The 16311-nt window shown below is 51.5% G+C and carries 17 protein-coding genes and 2 pseudogenes; 15 read left to right on the top strand and 4 right to left on the bottom strand.

The annotated features are described in order from the left end of the window. Positions 1-28 precede the first annotated feature (28 nt). From AACV31_RS17355 to AACV31_RS17295, 13 genes and pseudogenes are all read left to right on the top strand, one after another. Entirely contained in the window at positions 29-1129 is a 1101-nt protein-coding gene (locus tag AACV31_RS17355; RefSeq protein ID WP_185155287.1) for an AAA family ATPase, read from the top strand. Then, positions 1126-1434: a DUF7740 domain-containing protein gene (locus tag AACV31_RS17350; protein ID WP_165156684.1), complete on the top strand. Its 309-nt coding sequence runs from the start codon at positions 1126-1128 to the stop codon at positions 1432-1434. Before AACV31_RS17355 ends, AACV31_RS17350 begins: the two co-directional genes overlap by 4 nt. Positions 1435-1441: 7 nt before the next feature. Beyond that, the gene (locus AACV31_RS17345; RefSeq protein WP_165156686.1) at positions 1442-2095 is read left to right on the top strand and encodes an MT-A70 family methyltransferase; all 654 of its coding nucleotides are present in this window, start codon (positions 1442-1444) and stop codon (positions 2093-2095) included. A gap of 131 nt (positions 2096-2226) precedes the next feature. Then, on the top strand, positions 2227-2436 hold the full coding sequence (locus AACV31_RS17340) for an excisionase (protein WP_252142323.1): 210 nt from the start codon (positions 2227-2229) through the stop codon (positions 2434-2436). Beyond that, positions 2391-3569 (top strand): Arm DNA-binding domain-containing protein, encoded by a 1179-nt coding sequence (locus AACV31_RS17335; RefSeq protein WP_165156688.1) that lies wholly within the window; start codon positions 2391-2393, stop codon positions 3567-3569. The genes AACV31_RS17340 and AACV31_RS17335 overlap by 46 nt, the downstream gene beginning before the upstream one ends. A gap of 259 nt (positions 3570-3828) precedes the next feature. Then, the gene (locus AACV31_RS17330; protein ID WP_014728199.1) at positions 3829-4077 is read left to right on the top strand and encodes a hypothetical protein; all 249 of its coding nucleotides are present in this window, start codon (positions 3829-3831) and stop codon (positions 4075-4077) included. Positions 4078-4080: 3 nt separating this feature from the next. Then, on the top strand, positions 4081-4899 hold the full coding sequence (locus AACV31_RS17325) for a hypothetical protein (RefSeq protein ID WP_014728198.1): 819 nt from the start codon (positions 4081-4083) through the stop codon (positions 4897-4899). Between the two features lie 586 nt (positions 4900-5485). Then, on the top strand, positions 5486-5761 hold the full coding sequence (locus tag AACV31_RS17320) for a hypothetical protein (protein WP_165156690.1): 276 nt from the start codon (positions 5486-5488) through the stop codon (positions 5759-5761). Between the two features lie 78 nt (positions 5762-5839). Continuing rightward, positions 5840-6079, top strand: a complete 240-nt coding sequence (locus AACV31_RS17315) for a late histone H1 (protein WP_165156692.1) — start codon at positions 5840-5842, stop codon at positions 6077-6079. A gap of 745 nt (positions 6080-6824) precedes the next feature. Beyond that, a pseudogene (eptA, locus tag AACV31_RS17310) lies at positions 6825-8475 on the top strand (phosphoethanolamine transferase EptA). A 387-nt stretch (positions 8476-8862) separates the two neighbouring features. Further along, positions 8863-9489: a TetR/AcrR family transcriptional regulator gene (locus AACV31_RS17305; RefSeq protein ID WP_165156694.1), complete on the top strand. Its 627-nt coding sequence runs from the start codon at positions 8863-8865 to the stop codon at positions 9487-9489. A 29-nt stretch (positions 9490-9518) separates the two neighbouring features. Then, positions 9519-10217 carry a DAPG hydrolase family protein gene (locus AACV31_RS17300; protein ID WP_165156767.1) on the top strand — a complete coding sequence of 233 codons (699 nt, stop codon included), beginning with the start codon at positions 9519-9521 and terminating at the stop codon, positions 10215-10217. A 674-nt stretch (positions 10218-10891) separates the two neighbouring features. Next, entirely contained in the window at positions 10892-11314 is a 423-nt protein-coding gene (locus AACV31_RS17295; protein ID WP_007763522.1) for a cupin domain-containing protein, read from the top strand. A 121-nt stretch (positions 11315-11435) separates the two neighbouring features. On the opposite strand, the gene AACV31_RS17290 is transcribed toward AACV31_RS17295, so the two are convergent. The 3 genes from AACV31_RS17290 to AACV31_RS17280 all read right to left on the bottom strand — a co-directional run bounded on the left by AACV31_RS17290 (position 11436) and on the right by AACV31_RS17280 (position 14115). After that, complete coding sequence (locus AACV31_RS17290; RefSeq protein ID WP_007763523.1) at positions 11436-11825, bottom strand: acyl-CoA thioesterase; 390 nt, start codon at positions 11823-11825, stop codon at positions 11436-11438. 42 nt (positions 11826-11867) lie between these two features. Beyond that, entirely contained in the window at positions 11868-13052 is a 1185-nt protein-coding gene (locus AACV31_RS17285; protein WP_165156696.1) for an L-dopachrome tautomerase-related protein, read from the bottom strand. Positions 13053-13113: 61 nt separating this feature from the next. Beyond that, positions 13114-14115, bottom strand: a complete 1002-nt coding sequence (locus tag AACV31_RS17280) for a zinc-binding alcohol dehydrogenase family protein (RefSeq protein ID WP_075197595.1) — start codon at positions 14113-14115, stop codon at positions 13114-13116. Between the two features lie 229 nt (positions 14116-14344). On the opposite strand from AACV31_RS17280, the gene AACV31_RS17275 reads away from it, so the two are divergent. Continuing rightward, complete coding sequence (locus AACV31_RS17275; RefSeq protein WP_075197594.1) at positions 14345-15304, top strand: LysR family transcriptional regulator; 960 nt, start codon at positions 14345-14347, stop codon at positions 15302-15304. Here AACV31_RS17275 and AACV31_RS17270 read toward each other — a convergent pair. Then, positions 15266-15613 carry a DUF1493 family protein gene (locus AACV31_RS17270; RefSeq protein ID WP_165156698.1) on the bottom strand — a complete coding sequence of 116 codons (348 nt, stop codon included), beginning with the start codon at positions 15611-15613 and terminating at the stop codon, positions 15266-15268. The genes AACV31_RS17275 and AACV31_RS17270 overlap by 39 nt on opposite strands. A 46-nt stretch (positions 15614-15659) precedes the next feature. Here AACV31_RS17270 and AACV31_RS17265 point away from each other — a divergent pair. After that, a pseudogene (locus AACV31_RS17265) lies at positions 15660-16270 on the top strand (STY0301 family protein). Positions 16271-16311: the final 41 nt, after the last annotated feature.

Raw genomic sequence — 16311 nt, 5'->3', positions numbered from 1 at the left:
AAATAAATATGGAGCTAAGGAGAGAATAATGGCCCTTTTCCAGCGTGCTACAAATACTCAGGCTTTCCTCAAAGCCGGAATCATGGGGTTTGCCGGAGACGGCAAAACCTATACCGCCAGTGAACTGGCGATCGGGCTCGTTCTGCTGATGCGCCAGCGTGGTCTGCCAGCAGGCGATCTCCCTGTGATGTTCCTTGACACTGAAACCGGCTCTGACTGGGTTAAGCCCCGCTTTGATGCTGAAAACATTGAGCTTTACACAGCCAAAACTCGCGCCTTTGTGGATCTCCTGGCTGCTGTCAACGAAGCAGAACAAAGCGGGTCAGCGCTGATAATCGACTCAGTGAGCCATTTCTGGACTGTCCTCTGTGACGAATACGCCACACGCCGCAACCGCAAGCGTGGTCTCGAATTTTCTGACTGGGCGTGGCTGAAACAGGAATGGCGACGCTTCACCGATCGTTTCGTTAACAGCCAGGCACATATCATCATGTGTGGCCGCGCAGGCTATGAATATGATTTTTTCGAGGGCGACGACGGCAAGCGTCAGCTTGCTAAAACAGGCATCAAAATGAAAGCAGAAACCGAGACGGGTTATGAGCCTTCAATCCTGATCCAGATGGAAAAGCAGATGGATCTGGAGTCCGGGCAGGTATGGCGCACCGCGCGCATTCTGAAAGACCGTTCTACTCGTATCGACGGCCAGACGTTCTCAAACCCGACGTTTAAACATTTCCAGCCGCACATTGAATTTCTGAATCTTGGCGGCACGCATTTAGGCGTGGACACCTCCCGCGACAATGGCGAGCTGTTCGCCGACGACGGCCAGCCAACCTGGCAGAAAGAGAAGCGCGCCAAAGAGATCGCCCTCGATGAGATTGTAGAACTGCTGAACAAACACCACGGCGGCACCAGCAACGACGCGAAACGCGCTAAAGCCGACATTCTGGAAGAGGTGTTTTGCTCCCGCTCATGGGAACGCATCAAAGGCATGGACTGGCCGACCATTAAAGCTGGTCGCGATGCCATGTGGTTAAAGCTGGAAAACACGCCGTATCAGTTCCCTGAACCGTCCAGAAAAGCACAGGAAGCAGCAGCCCCGGAATTTGATGAGGATATCCCGCAATGAGCCTTAAACACCGCATCCCGGAAATGATGAAGCGCATCGATCATGATGAGTTTATTCGCGCCACTGATGAATATGCCGATCTGCTTATCACGATGTGTCTCTGTATGCGTATCGCTGGCCCCACGCGGGCCAATGTTAAATCCTGCGCCCTGGCGCTAAAGCAGCGCCTGAAAACGAGCCACAGCCAGCAGAAGCTGGTCGGGATTCTTCGCAGCCCCGATCCGGTAGGCCAGTTTCTCACGCTGCGCCGCGAGGTAAACCGCGAGAACGCAAAAGCGGGCATCCCTGCTGATCAATTCCTGTGAGGTGGCTGTGAAGTATTCGCTTATCTATGCAGATCCCGCGTGGAGCTACGGCAACACAGTAAGCAACGGCGCGGCAGCCGGTCATTACGACACCATGAGCCTGATCGATATGAAACGCCTCCCTGTGTGGGAGCTGGCCGCAGAAAACGCAGTTCTGGCGATGTGGTACACCGGCACTCACAACCGCGAAGCTATGGAGCTTGCCGAAGCCTGGGGTTTTACAGTTCGCACAATGAAGGGCTTCACATGGGTGAAGCTCAACCAACTGGCAGAGCATCATATCAATAAAGCGCTGGAAGCTGGCGAAGTTGAGGATTTTCACGACTTTTTAGACCTGCTTAACGCGCAAACGCGCATGAATGGCGGAAACCATACGCGGGCCAACACCGAGGATCTTCTTATCGCCACCCGCGGCGCCGGGCTCGAACGCAAAGATGCCAGCGTGAAACAGGTCATCTACAGCCAGTTAGGCCGTCACAGCGCGAAACCGTGGGAAGCCCGCCACCGGTTAGAGCGCCTTTATGGTGACGTGCCGCGCATCGAGTTGTTCAGCCGGTCGGCGGCGCCGGGCTGGGATCACTGGGGCAACCAGTGCGAATCCTCCGCCGTTCAGCTTCTGCCAGGCTGCGTCGTTGCGTTTCGCAGGACAAGCGCAGCATAAGGCGATATCTCGACGTGTGCTGCGCAGATAGTATGAAAACCAGGTGAAGGCTTAGGCGTGGAGTTAGCCGCTTCATCTGGACACTTGGAATTATCGATGCCGTGTTTGTAGACCACCAAGAGGAAGTTAGCATGAGTCTTGATTGCGTTCCCCTATCTACCTATTGCAGGGAGGCCGGAGAAACTGTGGATGCCGTTAACAAACGGATACAACGAGGGTTATGGAAGGAAGGAGTACATGTATTAAAAGTCGACGGTGTAAAAGAACGCTGGATTGACTTAGTAGAGGTATCAAAGTGGGCAAGAAAGAACAAGGATCATTATCTCTCCCAAGAGGAGTAACTATTCGCCATCACAAAACAGGCGATACCCTGGTAATCACTTTTACGTATAAAGGGGTTCTGTGCCGCGAGCCCCTTTCCAAAATGGAGGCAAACACGCGGGGTGTTAAGTACGCCGCGCGGCTGCTTGGGGAAATACACAATCAGATCGCTCATGGTACTTTTGAGTATGCGAAATACTTCCCTAATTCCAAAAAGCTGGAGTTATTTGGGGTTACGAAGAAAACAAAAAATATTAAGTCTTACCTGGACGAGTATCTCAAAATCTGCCAGAACCGCAACCTGTCCCCGTCGACTATCAACGGCTATGAAAAGTGCCTGTCGGCGCTGTCAGCTTTGCATAAACTTCACGTGTCGGAACTGACACCTGCGGTTCTTAAAAACTGGATAGCCAGCCGGAAAACAAAACTGAAAACGACCAGGAATAACCTTTCGTTTCTGCGCAGCGCCATCGATGAAGCTGTTACGGATGGCCTGCTGACCATTAACCCGGTAACCCTCGTCAGCGCCAGCCGGTACCACGTGATCGACAGCAAACCGAGCCCCGACGATTACGAGGTTGACCCGTTCACGCCAGCGGAAACCCTCGCAATTTACCAGAGCTGCAGGTACCCGGAATGGGAAAACCTGTTCCGGTTCGCATTCAACACCGGACTACGTAGCTCTGAATTGTGCGCTATACGCTGGAAGGATATCGACTTTATCGGAAACACCGCCCACGTGCAGATGGCCAGCGTCGTAGGGGTACTTAAATGCACTAAAACAAAAGCCGGTACCCGTAAGGTTGAGCTGAACAGTGAGGCGCTGGCAGCCCTGCTGGCGCAGAAACAATACACCTTTATGAAAAGCGAGTTCATATTCAGCGACCCGAAAACGGGAGAGCCTTGGGCGAACGCAGACGCTATCCGAAAAAAAGCATGGGTGCCAACCCTGAAAAAAGCTGGTGTTCGATACCGTAATCCCTACCAGACCCGCCATACATTCGCCACCAAACACATCAGCCAGGGAGTAAACCTTTTCTGGCTTGCAGGTCAGATGGGGCATAAGGGTCCAGAAATGCTGTTCCGCAATTACGGATCATATCTGGCAGTGTACGACGGTCGTACATCGATAAATTCTGCTATATCGTCATGATCAAAATAAATTAGCTTTCATAGCTTCCCGTTAGCCTGATGCCGTGTTTCAGCAGCCCGTCGCACTTTTTGGCTTGCCAAGCCTTGTGGCTCGCATCTATGTTATAAGTGAACTTGACACCAGCCAGGTGGTCAAAGTTGTAGGATTGAACGGGCTACTTTTAACCAATAAGTAGGTTATGCTACAATCCCGCGCCCTTTTCCATATGGGGTTAAAGAATCTCAAACGGAGTATTTGAGGTTAACAAAAGGAGGTCTTTATGTCAGAACTAGTCATGAAGATGTTTGGTTTGAGCGGCTTTGTCAAAGGCGGACAAGCAATGGCAGAGCGTTTGAAAAAATCAGGTGTGAAGAACATCAAAGTCGTTGGTCGTGGTGCTGTAATCGTCGACGGCTCAGCAAATCCTGAAAAAATAAATCGCCTTAGAAAAGCTGCACGTAAGTATATCGAACAGGATGCAGAGGCTGTGGCCGCAGCCAAAGCCAACATAAAGGACAGCGACGATTAACTAATGTTTGCACTACTCATTATACCACTGTTAGTCAGTGGTTCTTTATTAGTAACATCGCCGCACAACATCAAACTCTTCTTCCGCTTACACAGATACGATGGCCAGCTTCTTTACATGAAGGTGGCCACGTACGGTTTCTATGCATGTCTTTCATCCGTCATCGTTGCATACTCTATTAAGTACCTTTTCCCTGACTTAAATTTTGCAACGTGGCTCTCACATCTCATAGATGGAAGTGCTGACCCTAAAGAAAATCGCATAACCTCATGGCTTATTCTGTTATCAGTGACAACTGTGGGACTTGCATGGCTTTGGTTGCAGTACTGCCGGCTTCGTATTTATATTGCCGCCTGGCTAATTACTCCAGAACCGAAAAACGATGAAAACCTCAGTTTCTCTAAGCAAGTCATAAGGCTAAACGAGTTAGGTAAACTTCTCTCTGATGGTTCACTTGGGCAATTATTTTTCGATTCGGCGACTGAAGACAGACCTGTGTTGGTAAGCCTGAAATGTCGAAAGATTTATGTTGGTACCGTCAACATGATAAGCGAACCCAACGAAAAGCAAGGACCAAACCTAGAAATCTCGATTAGCCCCATCATGTCCGGATACAGGGATAAAGATACGCTCAGGGTTCTTTTCTCAAACGACTATAATGACCTTGAAGATGTTGATACCAGTATAATTTTTCCCATCAGCGAAGTATCGCATGCGTCTTGGTTCAATATGGACATACATGAGAAAGTCGATAACAACCGCGAGGTGAAGCCGGTAAGCAACAGGAAGGCAAAGCGTAAATATGGCAGAAACAGAAAATAAAGATCGCGAAAGCGGTCTTTTTTTGCCCGGCAGTGCTGATTAATCACATGATTCCAGTAAAACTCTGGACATTGTCGGGACACTAATACGACCACAATATGCACGCAAAGTGCACCAAAATCATTATGAATTAAATAAAAAACTATTATTCAACCACTTAATCACACCTCAGACATGGGTTCAACTCCCGCCAGCTCCACCAAAATTCTCCATCGGTGATTACCAGAGTCATCCGATGAAGTCCTAAGAGCCCGCATGGCGCAAGCCCTGCGGGCTTTTTTGTGCCCTCAATTTGTCCCGCGAAGTCCGAAGAGAACTAATTAAATCCGCACCTTTTAGGCGTTCTTTCTCTCACAGCACAGAATTTCATCATCCCCTACAGACGTTCAGGAAAAGGCTCTCAAGCGTTCATCCAGCCCTTAATCGTCCTGATGCCCTGACCATTTTACGCTAAGCAATACACATTTCTCAGAAAGCCCCGGGTGGCCGCAGTGCAACGGGTGCTCGCCCGTAGACATAGTGCGCTGCCCACTTTTCACTCCTCAAAATGATTCCCTTTTGCGATTAATACAGGAATGAATCAATCGTGCTGCTGCATCAGCCTCTTAATTTTAACTTAAGCCTGCGGCCAGATAATCACTTCTCCGTTATTTCAGAAATCTACACTGCAATGAAAAAAATAATTATTCCCCTGACTATTATGCTCCTGGCAGCCTGTACATCAAAACCACCGCAACAAATGTCTCCCCGCGAACTGGCGAAATGCGCATGGAAAGGAAATACGGATTGTCAGGCAGAGCTTCAGCATCGACTTCAGGTAAAAAGAGGAACCGTACCCGCCGCGAATACAGCCACCCCGTAATAAGTAAGCATTAAACACTATACAGGAACGAAACATTTCCTACGCGCAAGTAAATAATACCCACGAAAGGAGAGTCGAATGGAAAAATTAACGATAACGCTGGTAGCCTATATGTTACTGGCCCTGGGCCCGGCACATGCAGCGAATGGTCAGGCAATAGCGAAGGCCAAATCAGCGTGCCAGGCAAACCCGACGCAATGTTCTCAGGCAAAAGCCAGTGCCAAAAAAGAAGTGCAGGCCGCTAAAGACGCTTGCGCTAAAAACCCGTCTGCCTGCGATAACGCAAAATCCAAAGCGAAAACTGCAATGCAGAAGTAACGGGTATTTTGCATAACAGAATATCTCTGCCGCATCTTGCAGATTGATGTCTGCCAGTGAGTCAGTTGACGGGCATCGCGATCGCCGAAAATTTTTAGCTATCAAAGTGGATTCCTAAAAATAGTTAAAGAGGGCGAAGGATGCGATAGCGATATTTTTGGTAATGTCAGAAGCAATGACAATACGCTTTCGACGCCGTAAAAATAAGCAGATACCACTGACACACTATGAATAATAACATCATCTACTGTGCAGGATTATCTGAATTCATAATGCCATCACGGGGCAATAACCTTTTATGTCCTTACTGCCTCTTCTTTGTTCAGGAATACAGCGACAACGCGTGGCATGAACCGCCACAATATCTGCTTACAGGCTTATATCTTATGCGTTTTGATAGCGCCCTGCCGTAAATTCAGGGGCCAGGCTTTGAAAGAGTACAGCTAAAACCGACAGTTACGATATATCGTGACACATATCACATTGTTTTTAAAAAGCGACGTTAGAGTCCATTACATTAGATTACTTTAAGTATAGAGAACCTGCATCATTATGAATTCAAGTTAAGCATTGAAAGGTGAATTAATGCATAAAAGGTCAGGCGGTGAATATGTATCCACTATTATCGTAGTCATCATTGTTGCCACTTTCCTTTATACATGGTTTACCACCTGAATAATTTCATAAGCAAATGTTATAGAAATCTTATTACGCTCTCATCCCTGAAAGGTTATGGACTACCTGTATGCCAATTCTGAAAGATAAAAAACCCGTTTTGCACCGCATAACATTTCTAGTAATTTTTTCACTTTATATCTCTGTTTTTCTCAATATCGCGTTCTATAAACAGGCACTGGCACTCATTTCTCTGACGGGTCCGCATGATGTTCTTTTTTTCCTGTCTATGCCCGTGGTAGCGTTCAGCGTTATCAATATTGTTGTGACTATCGCCTCGTTTCTGTGGCTTGATAAAATCACCATCGTACTCTTTGTTATTATTTCCGCCACGGCGCAATACTTTATTCTGCATTATGGTTTTGTGCTTGACCGCTCGATGATCACTAACATCATCGATACCACACCCGCAGAAAGTATGGCATTGTTGACACCTGAAATGGTAATCATGATATTTCTTTCGGGGATTGTCATAGCGGGCATTGCTCTGTGGACAGGCATTAAAAAGAACCTCTCTTTTATAAGAAGCGTAATTTACCGTGGCGCAAGCGTGATTATTTCTTTTATTCTGATCATGCTGGTGGCTATGCTGTTTTACAAAGATTACGCATCGCTCTTTCGTAATAACCGGGAATTAGTAAAAGCGCTGAGTCCGTCTAATTTTATTACCGCCTCACTGTCTTACTATCACCACCGAAAACGCGCTAATCTCCCTCTGGTTAAAATTGGCCAGGACGCTCGCCTGTTACCGGAGCGCGTAAACAGCCCGAAAAAAAAACCTGACAATATTGATTGTGGGCGAAACCTCTCGCGCGGCGAATTTTTCGCTGGGCGGCTATTCACGCCTGACAAATCCCTTACTGGCAGAAGATGACGTTATCTATTTTCCTCACACCAGCTCCTGTGGAACATCCACCGCCGTATCCGTACCCTGCATGTTTTCTGGTATGCCGCGTGAACATTATGACGATGCTCTGGCCAGTCATCAGGAAGGTGTGCTGGATGTCATTCAGCGTGCCGGGGTGAGTGTCTTATGGAATGAAAACGATGCGGGGTGTAAAGGCGTTTGCGATCGGGTTCCACACCAGGACATGACCAGCCTCAAGCTCCCGGGTATGAGCATCAAAGGTGAATGTTATGATGAGGTGCTTTTCCATGGCCTTGAGGCATATATCGATCAATTACAGGGAAATGGCATTATCGTTCTGCATACCATTGGCAGCCACGGCCCTACTTATAATCATCGATACCCACCAGCGTTCCGCAAATTTACGCCAACGTGTGAAACGAATCAGATTCAGGAATGCTCAAAAGAGCAATTAATTAATACCTATGACAATACGATTTTGTATGTTGATTATATCGTGGATAAGGCTATTGAATTATTAAAGTCCCGTCAGGAAAAATTTACGACCAGTCTGATCTATCTGTCTGATCATGGTGAATCACTGGGAGAACAAGGCGCTTATTTGCATGGTCTGCCCTATGCCATTGCGCCTGAAGTGCAAAAACATGTGCCTATGCTAATCTGGCTGTCGCCTGATTATCAACAACGCTACGCTATTGATGCAGGCTGCCTGAAGCAACAGGCAACGACGCGGAAATATTCTCAGGATAATCTGTTTTCCACGCTGCTGGGGATCACCGGGGTCCAGACACAGGTATATACGCCTTCTGAGGATATTCTGGCCGCCTGTAGCACTAAAAAGGGTGATAAGTGAATCAATAAGATTCATTCAACTGGCTGAGTGAGTTCGCGCGGTGCGCGCATTATCAACTATCGATAAACAGTTATCGCAATCTCGTATACGCAGGTCCGCTATATGCGGATCTTGTTTTCCCCAGGGGAAACCCTGGGCACCTTAAGACGCTGACATCGCCAGCCGGGTGCCTGCTGGCGATGCCTGACGTTGCCTGTCTTCTGTACCCTCATTCACAAAAAGGGCATCGTGAGCGTTCACAGGTAAGGCGTTCAGTTCGTAAGTTTATGCTCCCGTGGCTGGCATCCCGCTGATATCTGTTTTATAGTTAAACAATACGGAACGTATCGTTTCCTTTTTCATTCTGTAAAAGCGAACGCTTTGTCAATCCAGTGGAAAGAACTCTTTATGAAAGATGACCTCCAGAAATCCCGCAGCTCAACGGGCGCCGTACGCAGTGAGGCGTCACATCAGGCCATTATTGAGGCCGCCAGAACCTTACTTTCGGAAAAAGGGTACGCCGGTTTTTCCATTGACGGTGTGGCCAGAATGGCTGGCGCAAGTAAGCCAACCATCTACCGGTGGTGGGCCAATAAAGCTCAGCTGATTGCCGAAGTCTATGAGGTAGAAAGCGCCCGTGCGATCCATATTCCGGAGGAAATGGCAGTAAGCCAGCGCTTTTCCCTGCTGCTCACAACCCTGTGGGAGTTATGGAACAACACGCCTTGCGGCGTGGCTTTCCGAAGCTTTATAGCTGAATCCCAAAACAACAAGGAGAACATGGAGTTGCTGCGGGACCAGTTTATGCAACGCCGTTTCGCCCTGCCGCGCGAGATCCTTGAAACGGCCGTCAGACGCAAAGAGCTGCCAGCCGATACCGACATTGAGATGATGCTGGTGATGTCATTTGGCTTCTGTTGGTTTCACCTGCTGACCGACAATCTTGAAAATACGGAGGCCATTGCCCCATTTGTGCAGTACCTGTTTACTGCCGTCCCCCGCAAGCTGCGGGATGGAACGGAAACGGCACCCTGAATGTTATAAAAACCTGTGGAGTAAACGTGATGAACGATACGCATCAGAACTGGGATCTGGCTTCTGTCGATGATTTGCTCAATCCTGCCCCGTTAGCGCTGGAAATGGGTATTACCCGCCTGAATGACGGCCGGCTGGTTGTAGCGGCCCGGACCGATATGGTCGGATGCAGCGGAGCCATGTTTGACTGGTGGTTTAAATTCTTCAGCACCACCGAGCATCTGAAATGGTGGCATCCGAGCGAACACATAGCCCATTACGGCTGGGACAGTCACTGGGAAAAGGGAAAAAACTTTATAGGGGCCACGGTACACGCTGAAGAAGGGCTTGGGAACAAAATAGCCCCGCTGCCAGCCAGGATAAAATTTCACCAACCCGAGGACTTTTTTGATGCCGAACGCCTGTTACAGGCACGTCATCAAGGCTGGTTGTCCACTGCAGTATGTGGCTGCATTGGCTTTGGTCACGACATCGCCCTTGATGAAAAGGGGGACCCGACAGGCGGAAGGATGATCCATGTGGTGCGAGATACGAGCTGGGGATGCGTCCTGCGATCGCGCTTTATTCTTGGAGAAACGGCGGATGTCGAGGCCAGGCCTGTTCCGGATGACGTTGGCCTTGGGCTTATGCAGCACGCCCACTGTGAATTCAGCTCGCTGTCCCGCCTGTTGCCTTCGCTATATTACGGTGAAAATGCTTCAACCGTTGAGCCACCCAACTATTGGTAGGGTTTCAGGCATTATCTGCAAGAGGAGATGATCCGCTCAGATCCCCTTACGCTGGCATGAGCATCTACATGTCTGATGTAGCGGATAATCCTTTCCGCCTTTTTCCGGGGCTGTCAATTAGCGCAACAGGGTAGACGACAGGACAACGCCGGGAAGCGCAGCGGCCAGGAGTATCTCAATGTGAATGCCCCAGGTATCCAGGTGGACGTTAGCAATGTCATCTGTTTGCTGGAGATCACAGATACGCAGAGTTGGTGCTGCCCTGCGCGCGCAATTCCGGCTGCTGGCAACCAGCGGCGAACGGGTCCCACACGTCACTGAAATTTGGTTATCTCGTTGATTTTAGCGCCCGTAATCGGTACTCCCGCGCGAACGTTGATAACCAAAATCAGTTCACGTAAGCGCGCAGCAATTTACTTCATTACGACGTTCCCTCCCCTACTTTCACGCCGCAAGTGAAAGTCCTTCTCTGGCGGCTCACTGTTTCCGCTTCTCTTACGGCACTACTGTACCTCTGAACCCGGCGCGAGCAGGTCAACGCCTGCGCGCTGGCCGTTTCGAGAATGACAGCAGGCGTCGTTTATGCGCCATCGCAATGCCCTCACTGAGCGCAAAGCCAACGTGAAATGATGCGCTCGCGCCAGCCTGATCCCAACCTGTAAGGAGTACCTGCAATGACTGACGTCACTTCACATAAATCGGCGCGCTTCAGACCGGCCGAGATCGCCGCAACGCTTCCCGACTCAGCGCCGACGATGCTGGCTGATATTTATCTGACCGACCGGCCGGATGCCAGCAGCCGCGTTTTTCGCGCTTATACCGGCGTGCCGCCCCACTATCATCGCGAGTGCGATGAATATCTGTATGTCCTTTCAGGGCGAGGCACGTTCTGGATGGAAGATGCCGCGACGGAGGCGGAATTTGGCCCCGGCGATATGCTGTTTTTTGAGCGCGGCGTCGTGCATGCGCTCCCGGTGTTGCTAGAAGAACCGGTGATTTTCCTGACGCTGGATACGCCCCGCCGCTCCCCTGAGGATGTCGTGTTTATCGATCCCAGTGCCGGTAACGCCGGAACGTTTATGAACAGAAATCGCTGAGCGCGAACCGCATCATCGTTTATCGCCCCGCGTATTCAGCGGCGGGGCTTTTAAAGAGTGATCGGCCTGAAACCGGCGCACGCTGTCTTAAAAGCAGCCGCGCCGGTCGGGAAAGGAAAGATCAGAGCTCTTCTAACGCCTTAACCACCGCGTCAGGCATAGAAGGTCTGCCGTTAACCAGACACGTGGCCACGAAGGTCGCTTCCGCATAGGTAGCGCCATTCACGCGGATTTGCTGGGCGAAATTGACCCGGTTGCGTTTGACGTTTTTTTCAAGCTGGCAGGTCACTTCCACGGTGTCGCCTTTCTTCAGGCTCTGGCGAAAACGCAGGGAATACTCCAGCACCATGTACAGGCGTCCCTGTTTAAACTCTTCTTCGATATCAATCCCCAGCGCTTCTTTCATAAACGCATGGCGCGCCCATTCCATGTAAAACGGGTAATAAAGCCCATCCACGACGCCCTGAAAATCGATATGGCCGTCATCAACCTCATAAATTTTACTGAACATCTCTGCTCCTGATTACGGGGCCGCCACTGGCCCCTGCCTGATTTAACGTGTTGGTGCGGGTGACGCGTTGATTTTAACGCGTAACAGCGCGTAAGGCTTCTGGCGCAGATCGTTGCCGCCGTGAAAACCTGGCTGGCGGTTTAGCTGGTTCACGGTGAAGTAGAGATACCCGTTGGGCCCGACGGAGAGCGTATCCGGCCAGAGAATTTCCGGGCCGTGCGCGATGGTCGTCCACTGCCCGCCCGCCGGAAGTTTTCGAATGGCGTTGCGTTCATAGTCGCCCGCATAAACCGCGCCTGTAGCGTCGCTTTCAAGCCCGTCCGATGCGCCCTTCTCACCTAAATCTTTCACGGCGGCAGAGAGCTGCGCTTCGGTAATGGCCGGATCGCGCAGGAGCGCTGTCGAAACGGCATACAGATGGCGGCCAGAGAGCGGGCTGTAATAGAGCGTTTTGCCGTCCGGGGAGATAGCGATGCCATCCGATGCCACGCTGAACGGCGCGGTCGTGCCATCGGCATGGCGCTGCAACAGCGTCTCGCCTTCCACGACCGGCGAGAAGCCCGGTTCAGGGGATGTCGAACGATCGCCCTCCAGACGCCGCAGCGCTTTACCGCTGTCCAGATCGATAACGATAATTGCCCCGGTGCCCGAGAGCGAAGAGTCGGTAACATAGGCCACGCCCGCCTTACCGATGCGAAAATCAAAGCGCATATCGTTAACGTAAGTCGCGGGTTTGATAACCTCCGGCGGGAACACGATCGTCTTTTCAACCTGGTTCGTTTTGAGATTTACCGCCACCAGCTTCGCGCCGCCCGCCACCGGGGTTGAAAACCCTGGCGCGGCGGTGTCGAGGATCCATACGCGGCCCTGACCATCCGCCACGACGCTCTGTACGCTCAGCAGATGAGAGCCTGGCGCGCGGTTGTCCGGCGTGTTGATTGCCGCGTTCGGATAAGGCACCAGCTGGTTATCTTTCACTTCCGCCACCGTAAACGGCACGTCATCTCCCCAGCGCGGGAAGTTGACGAAAATGCGGCCCGTTTCGGTCACGGTAACGCCGGTCGGCATTGCGCCATTAAATGTCGCCACCACTTCCGGCTGACCAATAGCGCGGTCCTGCGCAAGCGCGCTGCGTGTCGGCAGATCGTGCGTTTGCACGGCCATCAGGTGACCGGCCGTCAGAGAAACGGCCAGCGCTAACGCGGTTTTCAACATCGTTGTTTTCATTATTTTCTTTTCCTGAGGCTAACGTAAGGCGGTCGGCCGCCTGGCGCGACCGGCCATGAAATCAGAACCCTTCCAGCACGATTTTTCCGCGCGCGCGGCCGCTTTCAATAAATGCGTGCGCCCGGCGAAGATTCTCTGCGTTGATTTTTCCGTAATGCTCCCCTTTGGTGGTGCGCAGGGTGCCGTCTTCCGTCAGGCGGCGCACGCTTTCCAGAATGTCGTTCTGGCGCTGCATGTCGTCAGTCTCGAACAGTGAACGGGTAAACATCAGCTCCCAGTGCAGAGAGACGGACTTGCGCTTGAGCGGTACGGCATCCAGCGATTGCGGATCGTCAATCACCGCCAGTCGCCCCTGTGGCGCCAGCGCTTCCACAATCTGTTGATAGTGTTTATCGGTATGCGTGAGGCTTGCCACGTAGCGCACGGCAGTCACGCCAATGTCCCGCAGCCCTTCCAGCAACGGGCGTGAGTGATCGATAACGTCATGCGCGCCGAGTTCGCGCACCCACTGCGCCGTCTCAGGGCGGGAGGCGGTGCCAATCACGCGAAGGCCGGTGAGTTTGCTGGCCAGCTGGGTCAGCAACGACCCGACGCCGCCGCCCGCGCCGATAATAAGAATGGCGTCGCCATGTCCTTCTTTTACCTCCAGGCGATCGAACAGCAGTTCCCAGGCCGTGAGTGACGTAAGCGGCAGCGCCGCGGCGTCGGCATCGCTCAGTGAGGCGGGTTTGTGCGCTGCGATACGTTCATCGACCAGACCATATTCGGCATACGCGCCGGGGCGGTTAATGGCGCCGGCGTAATAAACTTCGTCGCCGGGCTTAAACAGCGTCACGTTTTCTCCGATAGCTTCCACCACGCCCACGGCATCCCAGCCGAGAATACGCGGCTGCGTTACCGGTGAGCTGGCGCGCACTTTGGTATCAGCGGGGTTAACGGAGATGGCCCGGATTTTCACCAGCAGATCGCGCTCGCCCGGCTGCGGCTTTGGCACTTCGGTGTCGTACAAGGCCTGAGGATCGGTAATGGGTAAACCGTGCTGGCTATAAACAATCGCTTTCATAATGTCTTCCCGTTGTCGTCTGTGTGAGGGGCTGTGATGTGTTCCCGAAGAATACGTAAGCGGCAGGCGCGGAAAAACGGGGTTTCGGCATCAGGACTTTCACTCAGAAAGTGAAAATAGGCGCGCAGTGAGGTGGAGTAACACACGTGTGGCGTGTTGCTGAGGTATCTGCTAAAAACACAGACCTGTGGCTGGCGGCGGCGCCCCTTTTTTGCACTCTGGAGTCAGCATGATTCGTCTTGAAGATGTTACGTTGTTTGTTCGTTCAGCGGCGCTGGGCAGCTTTTCCAGCGCGGCGCGAGAAGCTGACATTCTTCCGGGTCAGGTCAGCGCCGCCGTTAACCGGCTTGAGCGCGATCTCAATAAGCGCCTGTTCGCACGCTCGACCCGCAGCCTGCGCCTTACCGCCGAAGGCGAAGCCTGGCTGCCGTATGCGCAAGAGATGCTGAATATTTTGCAGGCGGGCGCAGAGCGGTTGCAGGGCGGCGACAATGAGATTCAGGGCGAGCTGAAAATCGCGGTGCCGTCCGATATCGGGCGCAATGTTCTGCTGCCGGTGATCACCGCGTTTTGCGAAAAACACCCGAAAGTGTCGCTGCGTATTTTTATGTCGGACAACGTCAGCGATGTCTTTCGCGATCCGGTCGATGTGGCTATCCGCTACGGCGTTCTGGAGAACAGCAGCTATGTCGCCCTGCCGCTCGCAGAGGACAATCGACGTGTGCTGACCGCATCGCCCGCGTATCTGGAAAAACATGGCAGGCCGCAGACGCTTGACGACTTAGTGCTGCACCACTGCCTGCTTTATACGCTGAACGGCCACGTGTATGACAAATGGTCTTTCCCAGAAAACGGCGTGAAGCGCCAGCTGACGGTAAGCAGCCGGATGCTGTGCGACGACGCGGATTTGGCCCGGCGCTGGGCCGTTGCCGGGATGGGCATTGCGTATAAATCGTGGATAGATGTCAGCGCGGATGTTCTTGCCGGACGTCTTGAAGTGTTACTGCCTGAGCAGCCCGGCGAGGCGGTTCCGCTCAATCTTATTTGCCCGCATCGCAAGCAGTTTTCCCCCGCAATCCGTGAGCTGCACGGCCTTCTGCGGGATCATCTGACCTCGCTTACGGCGCTGATGCGTGCGCATCTTCATGCCTCAGTAAAGCCATCGCCCGGCTTTTGCAGACTCGATTAACATAGATATGGTTAATGGCTCAGGCGCTTTTATTTCCACCCGCAATGCTCGAGGGCGCAAGCAATGAGGCCACATACCTGTTTCAGGGGGCCAGTATCTGAAAAAATCAAAGCCCGTGTCATCGACAGAAAACCGGTCAAAATAGTCCTTCATAATTTCATCTCCCGTCTCTCGCGCCCACGGATAGCGGCCTGTGGTGAGGCTGGTTTCAGGCGTCAGCGGTATTTTCTTGCGCAGTAGCCCAGGGAGATTCCACTTTTCGTCATACCATTCCAGAACGGCTGCTGTGGTTTTTTCGTTCAACTCCATAACCGGTCCTCTTTATTGGCAATAGCGTTGAAATTATCGTCATTTGATGTTTGTAATAATGATCGATTATTTCAATCATCACTCAATAACTGGCCAGAAATCCCGGGCAATATTCCCAATCAATGACTATTGTAAAGGATCACTACGTTTACCTCATCAAACAAAAATATTATCTCCTGAAATCAGATGGAGATTAAAATATGGCTTATATAGCAGTAACACCCCGCTACTCAGCGTACAATTTATTTCCGGCATGCGCCACGCGCGGAAAACAACGGGGATAATTATTATGTCGTGGAATAACACGTTACTGCTGAGCACAGCTGTGCTTATCTTTTCAGGCGCTGCCTGTGCCGGGAAAATAACATGCCCGTACACGTTACAGAATGCCTTAACCACACACCGCTTAAATGACGCCACCCTTTTCCAGGGGCCGCCGGAAAACACGGCGAGCTGATACCTGATAATGACAACCGCATAGTCTGGACGCTGAAAGATTATCAGGCGTACGGAAAGAAAATGGATTTACCGCTCTGGCTGGTGTGCCGTTATGAAAACACAAACAATACCGTTCAATTACACGTGCCGGATAGCGCGAGTCAGTGTAAGGCCGGATTAGGGGAGAATAGCAGCCGGTTTTTCGCGTTTTGTGAATAATTCCTTCCCGACCCGATTGGCGATCAATATTAACCCCCACC

The organism is Cronobacter sp. EKM101R, from assembly GCF_963888145.1.
In the GTDB taxonomy this organism is placed as follows: domain Bacteria; phylum Pseudomonadota; class Gammaproteobacteria; order Enterobacterales; family Enterobacteriaceae; genus Cronobacter; species Cronobacter turicensis.
This window is presented reverse-complemented; position numbering and strand designations above follow the sequence as displayed.